Source organism: Vibrio sp. ABG19 (assembly GCF_029962385.1).
Taxonomy (GTDB): Bacteria; Pseudomonadota; Gammaproteobacteria; order Enterobacterales; family Vibrionaceae; genus Vibrio; species Vibrio ostreae.
The window spans coordinates 2,769,171-2,786,446 of sequence record NZ_CP071708.1 but is presented as its reverse complement, the minus strand read 5'-3'; the positions used below and the strand labels follow the sequence as shown (position 1 = coordinate 2,786,446).

The window sequence follows — 17,276 nt, the reverse complement described above, 5'->3', positions numbered from 1 at the left end:
TTTTAAGGGTTAAAATAGAACGTTCAAACTGATAGACCCTGCTTAAACATGATTACCACCAGGCTTCAATTTGTACACCATAGTTAATCGTGTCATCACTTTTACCACTATTGAATGTGTTGCCGTTTTCGTTGTCTTTAAAATAGCTTGCGTAGAAGCGAATCTCTGGTCGAGCGAAGAAGTCCTCACCGGTAGACAGCGCGTGGGCGATGGTAAATTTAGTCCCGCCAGATTTTTCACTCACGCCTGAATCCCAGGTTTTCTCTTGATCAAAGTAGCCAACTTCTAACATTGTTTTGTTATAAGATGACCAGCTATAAGTCGGTCGGGCGACAAAAGAGAACATTTCTTCTTTATCCAGCCAATCACCATGGTCCTGAGCTTTACCATAAGTCAGAACATGATTGATAACGATACTGTCACTGAGCTTCAAATCACCAGTACTGATAAAACGAAAAGCTTTTGCATCGCTGACATCACCGCTCCAGTAATCATACCAACCACCACCTTGCGAAATGGCATTCTGTGCTAAACCACTCGTCATATATTGCATAACAAACTTGTTATACCCTAATGAAAAACTCTGACTTAACTCGGCGGTCACCATTAGACCATCGTCAAAATCTTCTGTCGCGGCTTCCTGTTCGTCAGTTGGATTGACGATTGCATAGTCAACACCGACTTCTGTCCATGCACCTTCCCAAGGACTAAATCCAGCGTAGCGTAAATCCATGTAGTAGGTATTAAGCTCGCCTGTTGTGTCATCAACATCACTATCCGCTCGTACCACAGCTGCTGATATCGCTCCCGAGGTTAACTTAATATTTTCAATACCGACACCGTAACCAGAAATGTTCCAGTATTTAGTATCGATAATATGCAGATCGTGACGTTGATAAAAGCGCTTACCAGCCCAAATAACGGCCTCAGGGGATGCCGGTATATAACCTTTCGCTTGAATATTGAGCTGCTTAATGGCAAAGTTAGCGCTATCGTCTTTTGTCGACTCAGATTCAAGATTACCATCTGATGACATTTCAAACATACTTTCAAAATACATTGAATGTCCATCCTGATTGAATAACTCCTGACCCAAACCTATCTCAGAATAGGTATCGTATTCGTTACCCAGGCGACCCAGTTTAGTTTTGTTGAATTCATCGCCTCCTTCCGTGCCACCGCCATCAGCACTTGCTCCGAGCCCGGCGCGAACGTAACCATAAAAATCTACCGCCGAAACTTGTGTTGCCATCAATGATGCGAGTATTGCGACGGTCAGCGTTGTCTTCTTCATTGTGAATTCCTTTTGTTTTAATAAATGGTTATTGGTGGAAAATATTGCCCGCGCAGATATTCGGGCAATACTCATCCCAGAGAAAATAATTTCTCTTATTCTTTTTATTAGGTTTACCAGCCTTAAATTTAGGGCTGGTATTATTACAGGTTTAACTTATTTACTATTGTCACAACTTGATATGGGTTTATTTTTATCTCCCCACATAAATTATTATTGTCTTGGTCAATCCATTCACCATCAGGACAATTAAACCAACGGACTTCATTACAAAAGTTCATGATAAACAAGTAACGATTGGCATCGTCTTGCCTTAAACTGATGGAAAGGCCATACGGAACGTTATCAACCAGCGGTTTAATATCAGACAACCTAACGAGTTGTTGATAAAACTGGCTATTGAAGCCATGTTCGGTTCTAGCGGCGATATAATAGCTGCACCCTTTGCCATAGGTGTTTCGTGTAACCACCGGTTTACCTTCAAACATATCTGATCTGTAGCATGCCAGAGCTTGCGCGGTTTCCAGGTGAATGTGTTCCATCAAGTGCTTTGCTTCAAACTCACCCTCTAAAGGAAATTCAGCTGTTGATGTCATAGCAAATTCTACCCGCTCATGATCATACATAGAGTCAATCTCTTCAGCCCAGATCCCAAGCACCTCTCGTAACGGACTATTCTCACCACCAGGAAAACCACCCAGGAAACAAAGATCGTTTTCATCAACAATGCCGCTCCAATAGGTAGCAACGAGAATGCCGCCATTTTCAACAAATGCTTTTAAACGTTCCGCTACCCCGGGTTTAACCAGATATAGCATTGGCGCGACCACAATTTTATAAGGGGTAAAGTCACTCAGTTGCTCAATGATGTCGCAATTAATTCCCTGTTCCCAGAATCCACGATAGTGATCACAAACGGTTTGTTCATAATGCATACCTTGGTTACGTGGCCCAGAAGCATCATCCAATGCCCAGCGATTTTCCCAGTCAAAAATAATGGCAACATCCGAAGTGATTTGAGATCCCGCCACTGAATGTATCTGCTTGAGATACTCTCCTAGCGCTGTAACTTCTCGGCCTGTGCGCGTATCAGCGTGACCGACATGGTCGATGACCGCACCATGAAATTTTTCCACTGAACCACGGCTTTTTCGCCATTGAAAATATTGAACCGAGTCTGAACCATGAGCGATTGCCTGTAATGAAGACAGCAAATGCACACCATCTCGTTTTAACTTAGTAATCGGTTGCCAGTTAGTTTGACTTGGTGTCGATTCCATCAGCAGGAACGGCTGCTGTTTCAACGTGCGCATAAGATCGTGATACATCGCCGTATAACAGGCCAATGCCACTTCATCATGGTCCCGATGCCACAACGGATAACTATCCCAGGAGATAACGTCGATAGCTTTAGCTAATTGCCAATAGTTATAGTCGTAGAAATATTCCATAAAGTTTGCAGTCGTCGGCAACTCAGGATTGATGGCCTTCAACGGGGTAATCTCGTGCTGACAGAAATTAACCACTCGATCAGTACAGAAACGCTTCCAATCCAGCTTTAATCCATGAACTGAATTCTCACCGATTGGCGACGGGGACTCAATTTGCTCCCAGTCACTATAGGTATGGCTCCAAAATGAGCTCCACCAACGCTTATTAAGGTTTTCTAAAGTATGATATTTATCCTGTAACCAAAGCCGAAATTCTTGCTGGCAATAGTGGCAGTGACAATCACCACCATACTCATTTGATACATGCCATCCGATAACTGCTGGGTGATGACTATATCGTTCAGCCAATTTCGTATTAATGGCTGTGACTTTAGCGCGATAGTTCGGTGAACTGTAACAATGGTTATGTCGCTCTCCATGTAACTGTTTCACTCGTTGACTATTGACGCGTAGAACGTCCGGATAACGTTGTGATAACCAAGCCGGACGTGCACCACTCGGCGTTGCCAGGAAAACAGAAATATCGTGCTGCGCTAAGCTATCCAGTACCTGATCGAGCCATTCAAAGTGAAACTCACCTTCTGATGGCTCAAGTGCAGACCAACTGAATATGCCTACTGACATGACATTACATTTCGTTTGCTTCATTAACTCGATATCCTTTTCGAGGATATCTGGTCGGTCTAACCACTGTTCCGGGTTGTAATCTGCTCCATGGAGCAGCCCTTTCATCTTGGGAATAACCAATTTCTTGCTTTTCATTACTTACCTTTAAATACGTTTAATGATGGCAAAGCATTACCTTCAAAGTTAAACAACGCTTGGTTCTCCCATGAATTACCAATATCCCAAGAGTCACCGCTATAATCCATTCCAGCCTTCGTTGACCAAGTTGCCCCATTGATAGGTAACCAGGCAGGTTCCCAGTAATAGATACCCAACCCTTTGTTCTCAGGTAAAGAATTAACTAGTTTCATCATGTCGGATAAATATTGAGCCTGACCTTCAACACTGACGTCATATCCGTCGATTGGCCCTGACTCAGAGTAACTGTTAGATAATCCGTCACCATTTTCGCTGGTAAACGGAAATGCAGTTTCAACGATAATCACGGGTTTATGATAGCGATTGATAACATCCGTCATATTGGCTTTAACTTTAGAAATAGGCCCGTGCCACCACGGATAATAAGACATGCCTATGACGTCAAACTCAACATTGCGCTTGGTAATTTCATCAAACCACCAACGAAATAAACCGTTATCTCCCGCTTCCGCCAGGTGTAGCATGACCTTAATCTCTTGGCCGGCGCTATTCTCACGTACGGCTCTAATTCCCGATGTTAGCAGCACTGAAAGTCGGTCGAATTCATTCCCATCCTGTCCCCAACTTTTTCCATCCGGCCAAAGCATTCCACCATTAAGTTCATTACCAACCTGAACCATATCCGGAATTACACCGGCGCTGATATGGGCCTGCATAACTTCCGACGTGTACTGATAAACTTTGCTACTCAGTTGTTCAAAATTAAGACTATCCCAGGATTTAGGCTTTTTTTGTTTTTTAGGATCAGACCAAAAATCGCTGTAATGAATATCCAGCAGGAAGCTCATTCCTAAAGCTTTGGCTCTCTGGCCCAGTTCAATCGAACGCTGCAAAGTGTTATTACCACCTCCGTATTGGATGCCCTTTTCAGATTCAGGATTCACCCATACTCTGGCCCGAATTGAGTTGACTCCATGTTCCTTCAAGATTTTAAGTAAATCCTCCTGATGGCCGTTTTCGAAGTACTTTCCCCCCAGTGACTCAATTTCTGGTAACATCGAGATATCCATACCCTTAATAAAATCATCTCTCAGTTTAGGAGCGCTGATAGAAATATCTTCATTGATCAATCCTACCTTTGCAGTGTTTGACTTAATTTGGCTGGAAGACTGACAGCCAGCAATAGCCAGTACTGCACCAATTAATGCAATTCTAAATTTAGTATCCATATCGTTCTCTCTGAAATTAGCCTTTCGTACTACCAGCGGTTAAACCTGATACGAAATATTTTTGTAGTGATAAATAAAGCAATGCAACGGGAATAGAAATAATTACAGCACCTGCAGCATAAGTGGTATAACTAGCTCCCATTTTTTCAACCACAAGGTTATATAATCCAATAGGAAGGGTGTAATTTTCTGGAGTTCTTAATATTGTCGTTGCAAGAATAAAATCCCCCAAAGGTCCCGTAAAAGAGAATAATGCTACTACTGCTATAATTGGCTTGGAAATTGGTAATATTATTTCAATAAAGATCGTTATATTACTTGCCCCATCCATCTTTGCTGATTCATCCAGATCAATAGGGATAGCATCCAGGTAGCCTTTCATTAAGTACGTATTCATAGGTATCATTCCGCCAACGTAAACTAAGACTAAAGCCAGATGGCTATTGATTAGCCCCAACATCTGAGCAAGTACAAAAATAGCAATCAAAGCGGAAAACTGTGGAATCATCTGAAGTAAAAGAAACAACATCAGACCATTTTTTCTACCTCTGAAGCGAAATCGAGAAAACGCATAGGAAGTGCAAGACACACTAAACAATGTTAACACCATGGTTAAGAAACTGATTTTCATGCTATTCCAAAACCAAGTTAAATAAGCAACTTTGTCATTAGCAAAAAGAGTTGCATAATGACTCCAGGTCGGTTTATCAGGAAAAATTGATTCACCCATAATACTGTTACCCGGATAAAAAGAAGCCCCAACCGTCCAGATAAGTGGATAAATTATAATAATAGAAACAATTAGAATCAGAGAATAACTTAGTGCCAATCGAATTCGATTACGACGTTTAATACTCATAAACTATCTTGCCTCTTCTTTGAATGAGTTCGTCATACGGAACTGCCACAGAGCTATCCCTACTACAAATATTGATAATAATAAAGTGATGGCAGAGGCAATACTGTATTGAGATGATGACATCGTGAGTTTATAAATCCACGACACCAAGATATCCGTTCCTCCTGCATTACCCCCGATTACCGCAGGACCACCATTATTAAAAAGATAAATAATATTAAAATTGTTAAAATTGAATGTGTACTGAGTAATAAGAATAGGTGCAATTGAGTAGAAAACTAATGGTAATGTTATTGTCCTTAATTGCTGAATCTTACTTGCACCATCCATAGTGGCGGCTTCATATAAATCATCCGGTATCGCTTGTAGTACACCAGTCGTCATTGCAAATACAAATGGAAAACCTAACCACGTTTGAATCAAAATTAACGCAACTTTAGTCCAGAAAGGATCTGTTAACCAAGCTTTTGGCTCGATACCAAAAAAATCCAGAATGACATTATTAATGACGCCAAAGCTATCGTTGAACATACCGGTAAATATAAGAATGGTAACAAAGCCAGGCACTGCCCATGGTAAAATAAATATTGTTCTAACTAACGGTTTAAACTTAAGATCTTTCTGATTGACCAAAACCGCCAAAAGTACTCCCACGGCACACTGTAAGGTCGAGGCCAACAGCGTCCAGACTATCGTCCATTGCAAGACATCGAAAAATGTATTTCTCCAGAGATTTATCTGAAAAATATTAAAAAAATTCTTGAGACCGACCCAATCTACCAACTTTGCTGGCGGCGAGTTATATAAATTATAATTTGTAAATCCAATAGCAAAACCAAAAATGATCGGGAATACAACAACAAAAACAAGCAGTATAAATCCGGGACTTATCATCAAATACGGAAATCCTGCATTTATAACATTCCGGTATTGAATACGAATTGAATTAAGCGGTCGGCCTTCATCAATTCTTAAGCCATTTTTATACGCATCAAAGAAACTCAATCCGTAAAGTGTCAACCCAAATAACAACACTAATAGTGCGATAACACCTTTTGCTAATAGAAAGACAGAATTGTCCTCAGGTAAGTTTTCCCCTAATGTGGTAATCCCCCACATTCCATGCAAAATAAATTCTCGGCTAACACCATAAAAGCTCATCAAAAGCACAAAGAACAGTAATCCCTTGGCAAACTGGCGGTTATAAAACTGCCCCATACCAGGTATCAAAGCGCAAAGCATGGCCATAAACCTCTGGGAACGGTAGAAGCCTACTCCAGGTTCTATGTGTCCACTCATATCAGACATCACTTACAACTCCTTACAAGAGACCATCATGTTAATGTCCCCCGCGAAAATACAAACGGGGGAGACGACCAATACATAGTAATCTCAATCGATTATTGGCCCATCATTGCGTGGTTTGCCTCGATTTGCATATTGATACTAGCAACCGCCGCATCTAATGCACTTTTCGGATCTTGTTTATTAGTTGCAATGAGTTGTAATGCGCTATTAGCCGGCCCCCAAACCTCATTCATTTCAGGAATAGATGGCATAGAGGTTGAATAGATAGATTGCATAGCCACAGCTCGTGCACCAGGATCATTTTTAATCACAGGATCATCGATGAGAGCCTTTACAGCAGGAACCTCACCGGTCAATTCAAAACGGCGTTTAGCATTATCATAATTGTTGATGAATTCGATAAATTCTTGAGCCAGAGGTTTATTCTGAGAGAAAGTAGAAATGCTGTAGCTTTTCACTCCCATGAATGCGCCCATATGTTTACCTGAAGGCAGTTTGGGTAGTGGGGCTACACCATAATTAATGCCCGCTTCTTTATATGGCTGAAGTGACCATGGACCTGTCTGTACAATTGCAGCTTTACTTGAAGTAAACAACGAATCGATGGCATTTAGGCCATTATTTCCAACAATACCTGCCGGAAATACTTTTGACTGATAAAACTTCTGGATATATTTAGCACCTTCGATTGCCCCTGACTCGTTGAGCAATACTTTATTTGAGTTATAAGACCCATCTTCTTTCTTGGCGAAGACATCACCACCCATACCACTGAGGATCCCATAGGTATAATAAAGCTCATCCCATTTCGCCAATAGGCCATATTTACCTTCTGCCCGGAAACTCTTGGAAAGTTCGTATATTTCATCCAGTGTTTCAGGCAATTTATCAATCATATCTTTGTTGTAAACCATAAACAGTGTTTCCACTGATTTTGGTAAACCATACAGTACACCATTATAAGTTAACGCCTCTATCGAAGACTCACTGAATGTATCCACTACGTTTTCACTTTCAGTAATTGGCGCGAGCAAACCCTGTATCACGGCACCGCCAATCTGGTCATGTGGAATAAGTATTACGTCCGGACCAGTGCCAGCCGGCCCATCCATTCGGAGAGATTCGACTTGTCCACCGTAAGGCATTTCAACGACATTAATTTTGACATCATGTTCTTTTTCAAACGCTGCAACGGCTTCTTCATTACCAAAGGATTTTTGAATATCTTCCCAAACCAATAGCGATTGCTGTGCGAAGGTTAATGGTGAACAAAACAGGGCAACAGTGGCAGAAATAAGATTTATTTTTTTACTAAATTTTTTACTATCCATGAAAAATCACACCTTATTTTTTATTAGCAGAAATAAAATTTATGGTGCAAATATGCTGTATTGTGTTATTTTTTCCTACAAAGGTTATCTACAGATGTGATTTAAATCACTGTATGTAGTAAAGATTGTGATAACCAAAACATGTGTAAATAAAATTTACTAAATAACAAAGAATCTGATCACAGCGATTACTAAAATTTTATCTGATAATAAGGAAAACAAAATGTCTTCTATTCTGCTATCTAACGTAGTTAAGCGCTTCGGTGACAATCAAACTATCCATGATGTCAATTTGTCTATTGAAGAAGGTGAATTTGTTGTGTTTGTCGGCCCATCAGGCTGTGGTAAGTCAACATTATTAAGAATGATCGCGGGCCTGGAAGATATCAGTGATGGTACCATTTCTATTGCGGGAAATATTGTCAATGACACGCCACCTTCTGAACGTGGTGTGGCGATGGTCTTCCAATCTTATGCTCTATATCCCCATATGACCGTAGCCGAAAATATGGGTTACTCGTTAAAAGTGAATAAGGTGCCAAAACCTGAGCGTCAGTCAAAGGTCAAGTTAGTCAGTAAAGCATTGCAACTGGAACATCTACTCGATAGAAAACCCGCCCAACTATCGGGAGGCCAACGTCAGCGCGTTGCCATTGGCCGCGCGATTGTCCGAGATCCTAAGGTGTTTCTGTTTGATGAACCTCTTTCTAACCTTGATGCTGAATTACGTGTCGACATGCGTCTGCATATAGCAAAATTGCATCAGGACTTACGCTCAACCATGGTTTACGTTACCCATGACCAAGTAGAGGCAATGACTCTCGCCGATAAAATCGTGGTATTGAGAGACGGAAAAGTAGAACAAGTTGGCTCACCAATGAACCTTTACCAACACCCAAAAAACAAATTCGTTGCTGGTTTTATTGGCTCTCCAAAAATGAACTTCATTGATTGCAAGGTCGAACATTGGGATGAATTAAGCTTAACCGTGAAACCTCATGTGGGGGATTCATTAACACTACCGATAAAAACTGAATCTTTGCAAATCGGTACAAGCTTAACCATCGGGATTCGCCCGGAACACCTTTCCACAGAGCTGAATATTGTTAAATTAAACTTCCAATGCGAAGTCATTGAACGACTTGGTGGCATGACTTATGTCTTCGGTCAATGTGGTGGTATAGACGATTTCAAATACCTTCAGCATGGTGATACTCTAGTTAGACCGGGTGATATTATGCCTTTGTTTGCATCTCCATCAGCATTGCATCTGTTTGAAGCCAGCGGAGAAGCTATCAATTTTACTCAGGTTGATTCCTTACACTAGTTGGATATTCAAACCATTAAGTTTCGGCCAAAGAATGTTGCGAATCCTTTGGCCTAGTCAGTTTAGATACGATAAGAAGGCTATTATTTTGACAACTTTAAAGGACATAGCTGTAAGAGCGAATATTTCGACTTCGACGATATCACGCTTTTTAAATAATGACCCTACTCTCTCCGTTAGCGATAAGAAGAAGCAAGCGATTCTTGAAGCGGTTGATGCTCTTGGCTACAAGTCCCCACAACGAAGTAAGAAGAACTTTAATCAAACCAGTTCTGATGATACTCAAGATTGTGAGATTAATTGCGAATTGGTTTTAGTGAATTTTCTGACTCCCACTCAAGAGATAGATGACCCTTACTTCACTTCAATACGAGCCGGAATTCAAAACCGTTGCCTTGAAAAAGGCATCACCCTACGTAGTTTGCATATCCATCAGATAGAAGCCAATAAGGTATTACTACGAAATGCAGCAGCAGTTGTTGCTGTCGGACACTTCTCCAATGAAGAAGTTTCGTTATTATATCATACCAACAAAAATTTAATCTTCGTCGATTCAAATCCGCTCGGATTAAAAACAGATTCAGTGTTAATCGACCGTACGGCACTTGCACATGATGTCATGAGCTTTATTATCACCAGTCAATGTAAAAAGCCCGCATTTATTGGAAATAATGAAGAAAGACTCCATGCTTTTCGAGAAGTTACTCAAAGTTATGGCTTGTATATTGAAAGTCTGTGTAAAGTCAGTAAAGAGTATTGTATTGAATCTGGTTACCAGGCAATGAAAGAGATGCTACAACACAAGACATTACCAGATGTAGTGTATGCGGCCACCGACATGGTCGCAGTAGGAGTATATCGTGCCATTTATGAACATGGCCTTTCCATCCCTGAAGATATCCAGGTGATTGGTACCAATGATATCTCATCTGCCAGGCATATGAGCCCCAGCTTAACAACGATGCGGCTTTTTCCCTTTGAAATGGGCGAAGCCGCGATTGATATGTTTATAGAAACACTAGCAGGGCGCAGGCACAAAAAAACCGTTCTGTTTAGTCATGAATTTATTTGGCGTGATAGTTTTACAAAAAAATAGATATTATCTTCGCCTTGGTTAATAGGACTAAAATCAAGGCATCCCATCCTTAACTTTATGATGCCGTGATAACATTTAATTAGGTAAATTTTAATAAAACCTGGATCAACTATCACAAACTAAACATTAATTCATTATTCATATCTTAATAATAATCCTAGTCAGGTTTATTTTCTTACATTAGTTGCTAGGTTTTAAATGATATTAACCCAATATCAATTTTATAAATCACAAGGCAAAAATATGTTAAGAAAAGTAAAACACTCGGTATTGCTCTGCTTGTTAGCGTCTACCTCTTATGCAAACGCATTTACGAAAGGTGCGGATATCAGTTGGATAACCCAAATGGAAGACAGTGGTTACGAGTTTTACAACGACTGGGGCTATCGGCAAGATGTACTGTCGATACTACGAGATCATGGTATGAACGCCATACGTCTTCGCGTTTGGGTCAATCCAAGTGACGGATATTATCATTCGTTACAGGACGTGCTGGTAAAGGCTCAATGGGCCAAAGCTGCCGGTATGGATGTGATGATTGATTTCCACTACAGCGACACATGGGCAGATCCTGCAAACCAATGGAAACCCTCTGCGTGGAATAGTCTCAGCTTTGAAGAACTAATGGATAAAGTCTGGACTTACACCAGAGATTCCCTGATTACCCTCAAAGAGGCAGGAATCACTCCTAAATGGATTCAAATTGGTAACGAGACCAACAACGGAATGCTTTGGAATGATGGGTTAGCCTCCAGTAATATGCGTAACTTCACTTGGCTATTTAATAGTGGCAGAAATGCCGCCAAGGAAATATTCCCTAATGCAAAAGTCGTCGTACACTTAGCCAACTGTCACGACAATGGTAATTTCCGCTGGATTCTGGACGGACTACAGTCAAATGGTGCATGGTGGGATGTGATTGGTGCATCTTCATACCCCAAGAATGCCGCGGGGATTACCTGGCAACAAGCCAACAACCAATGTCTTAACAACTTAAATGACCTCGTTAGTCGATATGGAACAGAAGTCATGATCAGTGAAATTGGCGTGCCATGGGACGATCCAGAATCTAAAACAATAGTCGCTGACCTCATTCACAAGATCCGAAGTGTCAACCAAGGCAAAGGAATCGGTATCTTTTATTGGGAGCCGCAAGCCTATAGCTGGCAAGGTTACACTTTAGGAGCCTGGAACCCTCAAACGAAACAACCAACCGAAGCCCTTGATGCTTTTCTGGAGTGAATTCTGCTCTTTGTGCACAGTAAGGGGACCAGTTCCCCCTTACTGTCAGTGTCCGACCAGCCTATAACTTCTTTACAAGCAGTCTTAGATTCGACTCATGCAATACTAATGTCACATCCGATAGATAACTTATGCGGCCATTACTAATTTATCCTTTCACATCGTAAAGTTAGGTGTGAAATAAGTGAGCATGCATGACGAAAGAATCACATCCTTTGGACAAGCGAATCATCAAGTTGATGCAGGAAAAGCGCGGCCTGCTTAAGAAAGAAGCCAAAGCGGTACTGAAACAAGAGGTGTACCGGCTTAACCCGGATGAAATCCAGAAAGTGAAACTGTACTCAGAACATTTTGGTTTGAACTCCCAGCAGCAACTGTTGAGTGAAATTCTCGATCTGCGTCGTGAAGCCTTAATATCACAACTGTCGATTTGAGATACCGCCCCACCAAGTACGTGCCGGTGCCAATTCAACATTTATGCTGATTCAACTCTTTTGATGAATAATTGTCTCGTCCTAAACCACGACTACCACCGGTAATAATTACCGCCCGGCGATAAAGGTCAGCAGATTTTCAAACGCCGTACGAAAATAGAGCTCGTAGCTGTTGCGTTCCACGTAGCCTAAGTGGGGCGTGGCAACGACATTAGGCAGTGATAATAAAGGCTCGTTTTGCGTTGAAGCAGGTTCGTGTGCAAACACATCCACCGCGGCCCGCTTCCCCGGACAGGCATTCAATTCCTGATACAGTGCGTTACTCTCCACCAGCTCGGCACGACTGGTGTTGACAAACAGCGAGTCCGGTTTCATCTGCCGCAGATCGTCTGCAGTCACGCAGCCTTTGGTGACCTCATTCAAACGGAGATGAAGTGAGAGAATATCGGCTTGCGAGAAAAATGCCGCTTTGGACTCTGCGGCCACAAAGCCATCTTCTGTGGCGCGCTGCCGCGACACTTCGCTGCCCCACACCAACACTTGCATTTCAAACGCGTTTGCATAGCGGGCAATTCGCTGACCAATCTTGCCATAGCCCCAGATGCCGAGCGTAAGGCCATGCAGATTACGGCCAAGACCGAGTTGGTTGCTGTCCTGCCAGCGATCTTGCCACAGGTTGCTGCTGTAAGCGGGAATATGGCGTGATGCCGCCATGATCAACGCCCAGCACAACTCTGCCGGAGCGACAGGTGAACCGATTCCTTCCAAAACCTGAACCCCAAAGCGGGCGCATAGTTCGGGATCAATATGATTGCTGACCTTGCCGGTCTGACTAATCACCTGCAACTTAGGCAATGCGTTTAATAAGGAGGCGGTAATTTGTGTTCGTTCGCGAATCAGCACCAGAGCATCCATATCCGCCAGTTTGTGAACTAAGACACTCTCGGGTAGTGTTCGCGTGATTACGGTCACATTGTGTCCGGCCAGTAAGCCGAAACAGTCAAGTGATTGCACGACGTCCTGATAATCATCCAAAATCGCTATATTCAACAGCTTCATCCTTATACTGAAAACATCATTGCCGATGAATAAGCACGGTGCTTATTCAATAGCTACGCCAATAACATAGCATCTGGATTCGGATAAAAATCTGGTTGTGGAGCAATTATGATGACTGGGTTTGAAAAAACTCGTCGCGCTCGTCACGGCATTCGTACGATCCCATTTCAAACTCACGACAAATCCAGGGGCGGTTCTCATAGATGGTGCACATGAAGGTTTCTCGGTCGATGGCCGCGCACCAACCATCATCCAGGCGTTTCATCGTTTCACCACCCCACTTATCACGGCTGATGAATTCATCAGGCACACCGGTATCGGTAAGGATCATGACTTCCAGACGGCAGCAGCAGGCCTTACAGTTAGAGCACAAAACAGGCGGGTTGGTATCGGTTTTAACGGGAATATTCATAGCACAGGCCTTGGTTCAATTGGCCATCATACCTGTTATCACCTGTGCTGTAACCCGAGATCGCGGGTTATTTTTAACGATCACGACCGTCATTCGATGTCAGCGACCATACAAGAGATTGTCAGATGCGTGCAGGTTGAGAACTGGCGATGCAACGTTTTGAATAATTTTAAATTTACACTAACATAACGACTTGTTCTCACTCACTCGCCACCATAATCAAATAAATAGGATCGTTATGCGCTTAACAAGGATTTTAATCGCCTCAGCTCTGCTGTCTTTCAACACGTTTGCCGCACCGGCACCGGATCAACTTTTTTCAACCATCAATCAACGTCTGAGCTACATGGAAGACGTTGCATTATACAAAGCGAATCACCACAGGCCGATTGAAGATATTGAGCGCGAAGCGGTCGTGATCGACAAAGCGAGTGATTCCGCCCAGCAGCAAGGGCTTAACAAGCAAAGCATTGTGGGATTTTTTCAAGCTCAGATTTCAGCAGCAAAGGCGATTCAATATCGCTACCGCGCTGATTTGCTCAGCCAGAACACCACGGCTCAACCACGTGATTTAAATCAGGTCATCCGTCCGGAACTTCTCAAACTGGGTAAACAGATTAACAGCGAAATCGCGCATTTTCTGCTGCAAGGCGGGACATTCAGCGCCGATGAACTTCCCCGCTTCAAACAGGCACTCACCGCCCGCTATCTGAGTGACAGTGATAAAGAAATGCTGTTTGCCGCTTTGGCTGAGATCAAACTGCAATAGAACTGCGCCGCGCAAAATGAATATTGAAAAATGGGCACCGTCAGTGCCCGTTTATCTGTTGATGAATCAACATCCCCGTTAAATTACCACAGACGCACACCAAAATATTTCGCCACCAGCCAGAACATAGGCCACCTTTGATTGATAGCAACACGACTGCAGCAGCAACTGCCATGAATAACGCTGTCCATGAACTCACTTCTCTGCGTGTTTGTTCAATAGTTAATGATAAAAACCATATATCTGTCAGCAGGTTAAACAAAAATCATAAATACGCGCAAACCACCGACAAGCCATGATTCACCCGCTGCTCCTTTTCCCCTACAGGAGCCGTATAGTGTAGTGCCACACGTGCCTGCTCAGTACCTGCCAGTTTTGCTATCACCCAGGCAGCCAGATACTCAGAGGCCAGACATCCACCGGCCGTCGCGATATTGCCACGGGCATAAAATGCTTGTTCCAGCACAGTCACACCCGATTCCATCACCCAGGGTTTGGTGGTCAGATCGGTACAGGCCGGAATATCATTGAGAAGACCCAGTACCGACATCAACAAAGTGCCGGAACACTGGCCGCCGATCAGTTGAGTCTCCGGACTAAGCTTAAGACGCGACAATACCTGTTCATCATGCGCAATATCCCGGGTGTAGATGCCACTGCCAAACAACACCACGTCCGCCTGATTGGCAAACTCCAGCGGCTGCTGCGCTTCAATCGTCACTCCGTTCATTGATGTCACTCGTTCACTTGGACTGCAGATCTGCACATTCCAGCCGTGGGGCGTCATCCGGTTAAGAATGCCGGCGGCAATAAAGGAGTCCAGTTCATTAAAACCATCAAACGTGAGTACTGCGATATTCATATTGGCTTCCTTTATATTCTCTGCAGGTAACAATCCGGCTTCTGACGAGCTTTAACACGGCTCCTCGGCTGAAGTGACTTTTTGATGTATCCAAAATAAGCAACTTATCTCGTATTAACAAGCATTAATCCTCGATACACCCGGCACGTTTGTCATTCGCTTTGGGTTGCTTATCTCCCGTTTCATCGCAGGTTAAAAAGACCACTGAGTATATTTAAATCTGGGGCCGAGTTGTTGCTGAAGGTTACCTGCTCAACGCCGGCTGGATACTCCTGTGCGGCTTGTTCACGATACAAGCGAGCTTCGCGGCGGAAAAGAAAAACGGCGCCCCGAGGGACGCCGTTTCATCTTGGCCGGCAGTAACAGACGAGATCACAGAGAATTTTCGATAGCACTGCAGCTGGTCACACTGACTGCCGCCCAGAGATGAACAGGGCACACTTGAATGTCGCGATTAACATTCGATCACGTTAACCGCCAGGCCGCCACGTGATGTCTCTTTATATTTGTCCTGCATGTCCATACCGGTATCACGCATGGTTTTGATCACCTTATCCAGAGAAACAAAGTGCTCGCCATCACCACGTAATGCCATTTGGGCTGCGTTGATTGCTTTCATTGCTGCAATCGCATTACGCTCGATACACGGTACCTGAACCAGGCCACCAACCGGGTCGCACGTCAGACCCAGGTTGTGCTCCAGACCAATTTCCGCCGCATTCTCGATTTGGCCCGGCGTTCCGCCCAGTACCGCACACAAACCTGCCGCGGCCATCGCACACGCAGACCCCACCTCACCCTGACAGCCCACTTCCGCACCAGAAATCGACGCGTTTTTCTTACACAAGATGCCAATCGCTGCCGAGGCGAGCAGGAAGTCAACGATGTTGTCATCCGTAATCTCAGGCGTGAACTCGGTATAGTACATCAGCACCGCCGGAATGATCCCCGCCGCGCCGTTGGTCGGCGCAGTCACCATACGCCCGCCCGCGGCATTCTCTTCGTTCACCGCCAATGCATACAAGTTGACCCAGTCCATCGCGTTCAGCGTAGAACTGATCACATTCGGCTTGGTGCAGTACACCAGAGACTCATGCAGTTTTTTGGCGCGGCGTTTAACGTTCAAACCGCCCGGCAGAATACCTTCGGCCTTAAGGCCATTGGCAATACAGGTTTCCATTGCACGCCAGATGCCAATCAGTTTTTCACGGATTTCGCTTTCCGGGCGCCAGCTTTTTTCATTTTCCATCATCAGCTGCGCAATGTTCATATTATGACGTTTGCACAGTTGCAGCAGCTCTTCACCGTTACCGAAATCGTACGGTGCCGATACTTCTGCCGGATGTTCGTTAGTGGCCTGAGCTTCTTTCTCATCCAGAATGAAGCCACCACCAACCGAAAAGTAGGTATTACGGTAAAGTGTCTTACCATCATCCGCCAACGCGATAATTTCCATCGCATTAGGATGATAAGCATGGGTATCATTCAAGAACTGCATATCGTCTTTCCAGTTAAATGGAATCGACTTCTGGCGTTTTACCCACAGGTTGCCGCCTTCTTTGAGCTCTTTGGTGACCAGAGGGATAATTGAGGTGTCGACCGTATCCGGCAGTTCACCCATCAACCCGACCAAAATAGCGGAATCTGTACCGTGTCCAACCCCGGTCGCACTGAGCGAACCTAAAAGTTTTACTACGATACGACCGGTCTGTTCCAAGTAGCCGCTCTCGTCGAGTTCGTCGACAAAACGCTTGGCCGCAACCATTGGACCAACCGTGTGGGAGCTCGAAGGCCCCACACCAATTTTAAACAGATCAAATACACTGATTGACATTGCC

15 protein-coding genes are annotated in these 17,276 nt (G+C 43.7%); 5 read left to right on the top strand and 10 right to left on the bottom strand.

Annotation, left to right across the window (positions count from 1 at the left end):
• Window positions 1-52: 52 nt before the first annotated feature.
• The 6 genes from lamB to J0X00_RS18880 all read right to left on the bottom strand — a co-directional run bounded on the left by lamB (window position 53) and on the right by J0X00_RS18880 (window position 8,237).
• On the bottom strand, window positions 53-1,294 hold the full coding sequence (lamB, locus tag J0X00_RS18905; protein ID WP_218563153.1) for a maltoporin LamB: 1,242 nt from the start codon (window positions 1,292-1,294) through the stop codon (window positions 53-55).
• Between the two features lie 143 nt (window positions 1,295-1,437).
• Complete coding sequence (locus tag J0X00_RS18900; protein WP_282477473.1) at window positions 1,438-3,507, bottom strand: beta-galactosidase; 2,070 nt, start codon at window positions 3,505-3,507, stop codon at window positions 1,438-1,440.
• Window positions 3,507-4,739 carry a glycosyl hydrolase 53 family protein gene (locus tag J0X00_RS18895; RefSeq protein WP_282477472.1) on the bottom strand — a complete coding sequence of 411 codons (1,233 nt, stop codon included), beginning with the start codon at window positions 4,737-4,739 and terminating at the stop codon, window positions 3,507-3,509. The genes J0X00_RS18900 and J0X00_RS18895 overlap by 1 nt, the downstream gene beginning before the upstream one ends.
• A 16-nt stretch (window positions 4,740-4,755) precedes the next feature.
• Entirely contained in the window at window positions 4,756-5,598 is an 843-nt protein-coding gene (locus tag J0X00_RS18890) for a sugar ABC transporter permease (protein WP_282477471.1), read from the bottom strand.
• A gap of 3 nt (window positions 5,599-5,601) precedes the next feature.
• Window positions 5,602-6,906, bottom strand: a complete 1,305-nt coding sequence (locus tag J0X00_RS18885; RefSeq protein ID WP_136487550.1) for a sugar ABC transporter permease — start codon at window positions 6,904-6,906, stop codon at window positions 5,602-5,604.
• Between the two features lie 92 nt (window positions 6,907-6,998).
• The gene (locus J0X00_RS18880) at window positions 6,999-8,237 is read right to left on the bottom strand and encodes an extracellular solute-binding protein (protein WP_282477470.1); all 1,239 of its coding nucleotides are present in this window, start codon (window positions 8,235-8,237) and stop codon (window positions 6,999-7,001) included.
• Between the two features lie 223 nt (window positions 8,238-8,460).
• Between J0X00_RS18880 and ugpC the strand changes: the two genes are divergently transcribed.
• The 4 genes from ugpC (at window position 8,461) to J0X00_RS18860 (ending at window position 12,336) form a co-directional block, all read left to right on the top strand.
• On the top strand, window positions 8,461-9,564 hold the full coding sequence (ugpC, locus tag J0X00_RS18875; protein ID WP_136487479.1) for a sn-glycerol-3-phosphate ABC transporter ATP-binding protein UgpC: 1,104 nt from the start codon (window positions 8,461-8,463) through the stop codon (window positions 9,562-9,564).
• 88 nt (window positions 9,565-9,652) lie between these two features.
• On the top strand, window positions 9,653-10,660 hold the full coding sequence (locus J0X00_RS18870) for a LacI family DNA-binding transcriptional regulator (protein ID WP_282477469.1): 1,008 nt from the start codon (window positions 9,653-9,655) through the stop codon (window positions 10,658-10,660).
• A gap of 198 nt (window positions 10,661-10,858) precedes the next feature.
• Complete coding sequence (locus J0X00_RS18865) at window positions 10,859-11,902, top strand: glycosyl hydrolase 53 family protein (RefSeq protein WP_282477468.1); 1,044 nt, start codon at window positions 10,859-10,861, stop codon at window positions 11,900-11,902.
• A 194-nt stretch (window positions 11,903-12,096) separates the two neighbouring features.
• A complete protein-coding gene (locus J0X00_RS18860; RefSeq protein WP_136487481.1) occupies window positions 12,097-12,336 on the top strand; it encodes a hypothetical protein in 240 nt (79 codons plus the stop codon).
• A 108-nt stretch (window positions 12,337-12,444) separates the two neighbouring features.
• Here J0X00_RS18860 and J0X00_RS18855 read toward each other — a convergent pair whose 3' ends face one another.
• Both J0X00_RS18855 and J0X00_RS18850 read right to left on the bottom strand, forming a co-directional pair.
• Window positions 12,445-13,386 (bottom strand): D-2-hydroxyacid dehydrogenase family protein, encoded by a 942-nt coding sequence (locus J0X00_RS18855; RefSeq protein ID WP_282477467.1) that lies wholly within the window; start codon window positions 13,384-13,386, stop codon window positions 12,445-12,447.
• A gap of 115 nt (window positions 13,387-13,501) precedes the next feature.
• Window positions 13,502-13,807: a YkgJ family cysteine cluster protein gene (locus J0X00_RS18850; RefSeq protein ID WP_136487483.1), complete on the bottom strand. Its 306-nt coding sequence runs from the start codon at window positions 13,805-13,807 to the stop codon at window positions 13,502-13,504.
• 238 nt (window positions 13,808-14,045) lie between these two features.
• Between J0X00_RS18850 and J0X00_RS18845 the strand changes: the two genes are divergently transcribed.
• Window positions 14,046-14,576 (top strand): chorismate mutase, encoded by a 531-nt coding sequence (locus tag J0X00_RS18845; protein ID WP_136487484.1) that lies wholly within the window; start codon window positions 14,046-14,048, stop codon window positions 14,574-14,576.
• A 265-nt stretch (window positions 14,577-14,841) separates the two neighbouring features.
• On the opposite strand, the gene J0X00_RS18840 is transcribed toward J0X00_RS18845, so the two are convergent.
• Window positions 14,842-15,438, bottom strand: coding sequence for a DJ-1/PfpI family protein (locus J0X00_RS18840; protein ID WP_282477466.1), 597 nt, complete (start codon window positions 15,436-15,438; stop codon window positions 14,842-14,844).
• A gap of 454 nt (window positions 15,439-15,892) precedes the next feature.
• Window positions 15,893-17,272 (bottom strand): L-serine ammonia-lyase, encoded by a 1,380-nt coding sequence (locus tag J0X00_RS18835; protein WP_282477465.1) that lies wholly within the window; start codon window positions 17,270-17,272, stop codon window positions 15,893-15,895.
• Between the last annotated feature and the right edge of the window lie 4 nt (window positions 17,273-17,276).

Bases quoted from the DNA above. Each gene is read 5' to 3' on its own strand.
- J0X00_RS18835 (WP_282477465.1), bottom strand. From the start codon at position 17,272: ATGTCAATCAGTGTATTTGATCTGTTTAAAATTGGTGTGGGGCCTTCG.
- ugpC (WP_136487479.1), top strand. From the start codon at position 8,461: ATGTCTTCTATTCTGCTATCTAACGTAGTTAAGCGCTTCGGTGACAAT.
- J0X00_RS18885 (WP_136487550.1), bottom strand. From the start codon at position 6,906: ATGTCTGATATGAGTGGACACATAGAACCTGGAGTAGGCTTCTACCGT.
- J0X00_RS18865 (WP_282477468.1), top strand. From the start codon at position 10,859: ATGATATTAACCCAATATCAATTTTATAAATCACAAGGCAAAAATATG.
- J0X00_RS18860 (WP_136487481.1), top strand. From the start codon at position 12,097: ATGACGAAAGAATCACATCCTTTGGACAAGCGAATCATCAAGTTGATG.
- lamB (WP_218563153.1), bottom strand. From the start codon at position 1,294: ATGAAGAAGACAACGCTGACCGTCGCAATACTCGCATCATTGATGGCA.
- J0X00_RS18845 (WP_136487484.1), top strand. From the start codon at position 14,046: ATGCGCTTAACAAGGATTTTAATCGCCTCAGCTCTGCTGTCTTTCAAC.
- J0X00_RS18895 (WP_282477472.1), bottom strand. From the start codon at position 4,739: ATGGATACTAAATTTAGAATTGCATTAATTGGTGCAGTACTGGCTATT.
- J0X00_RS18880 (WP_282477470.1), bottom strand. From the start codon at position 8,237: ATGGATAGTAAAAAATTTAGTAAAAAAATAAATCTTATTTCTGCCACT.
- J0X00_RS18850 (WP_136487483.1), bottom strand. From the start codon at position 13,807: ATGAATATTCCCGTTAAAACCGATACCAACCCGCCTGTTTTGTGCTCT.
- J0X00_RS18890 (WP_282477471.1), bottom strand. From the start codon at position 5,598: ATGAGTATTAAACGTCGTAATCGAATTCGATTGGCACTAAGTTATTCT.
- J0X00_RS18900 (WP_282477473.1), bottom strand. From the start codon at position 3,507: ATGAAAAGCAAGAAATTGGTTATTCCCAAGATGAAAGGGCTGCTCCAT.
- J0X00_RS18840 (WP_282477466.1), bottom strand. From the start codon at position 15,438: ATGAATATCGCAGTACTCACGTTTGATGGTTTTAATGAACTGGACTCC.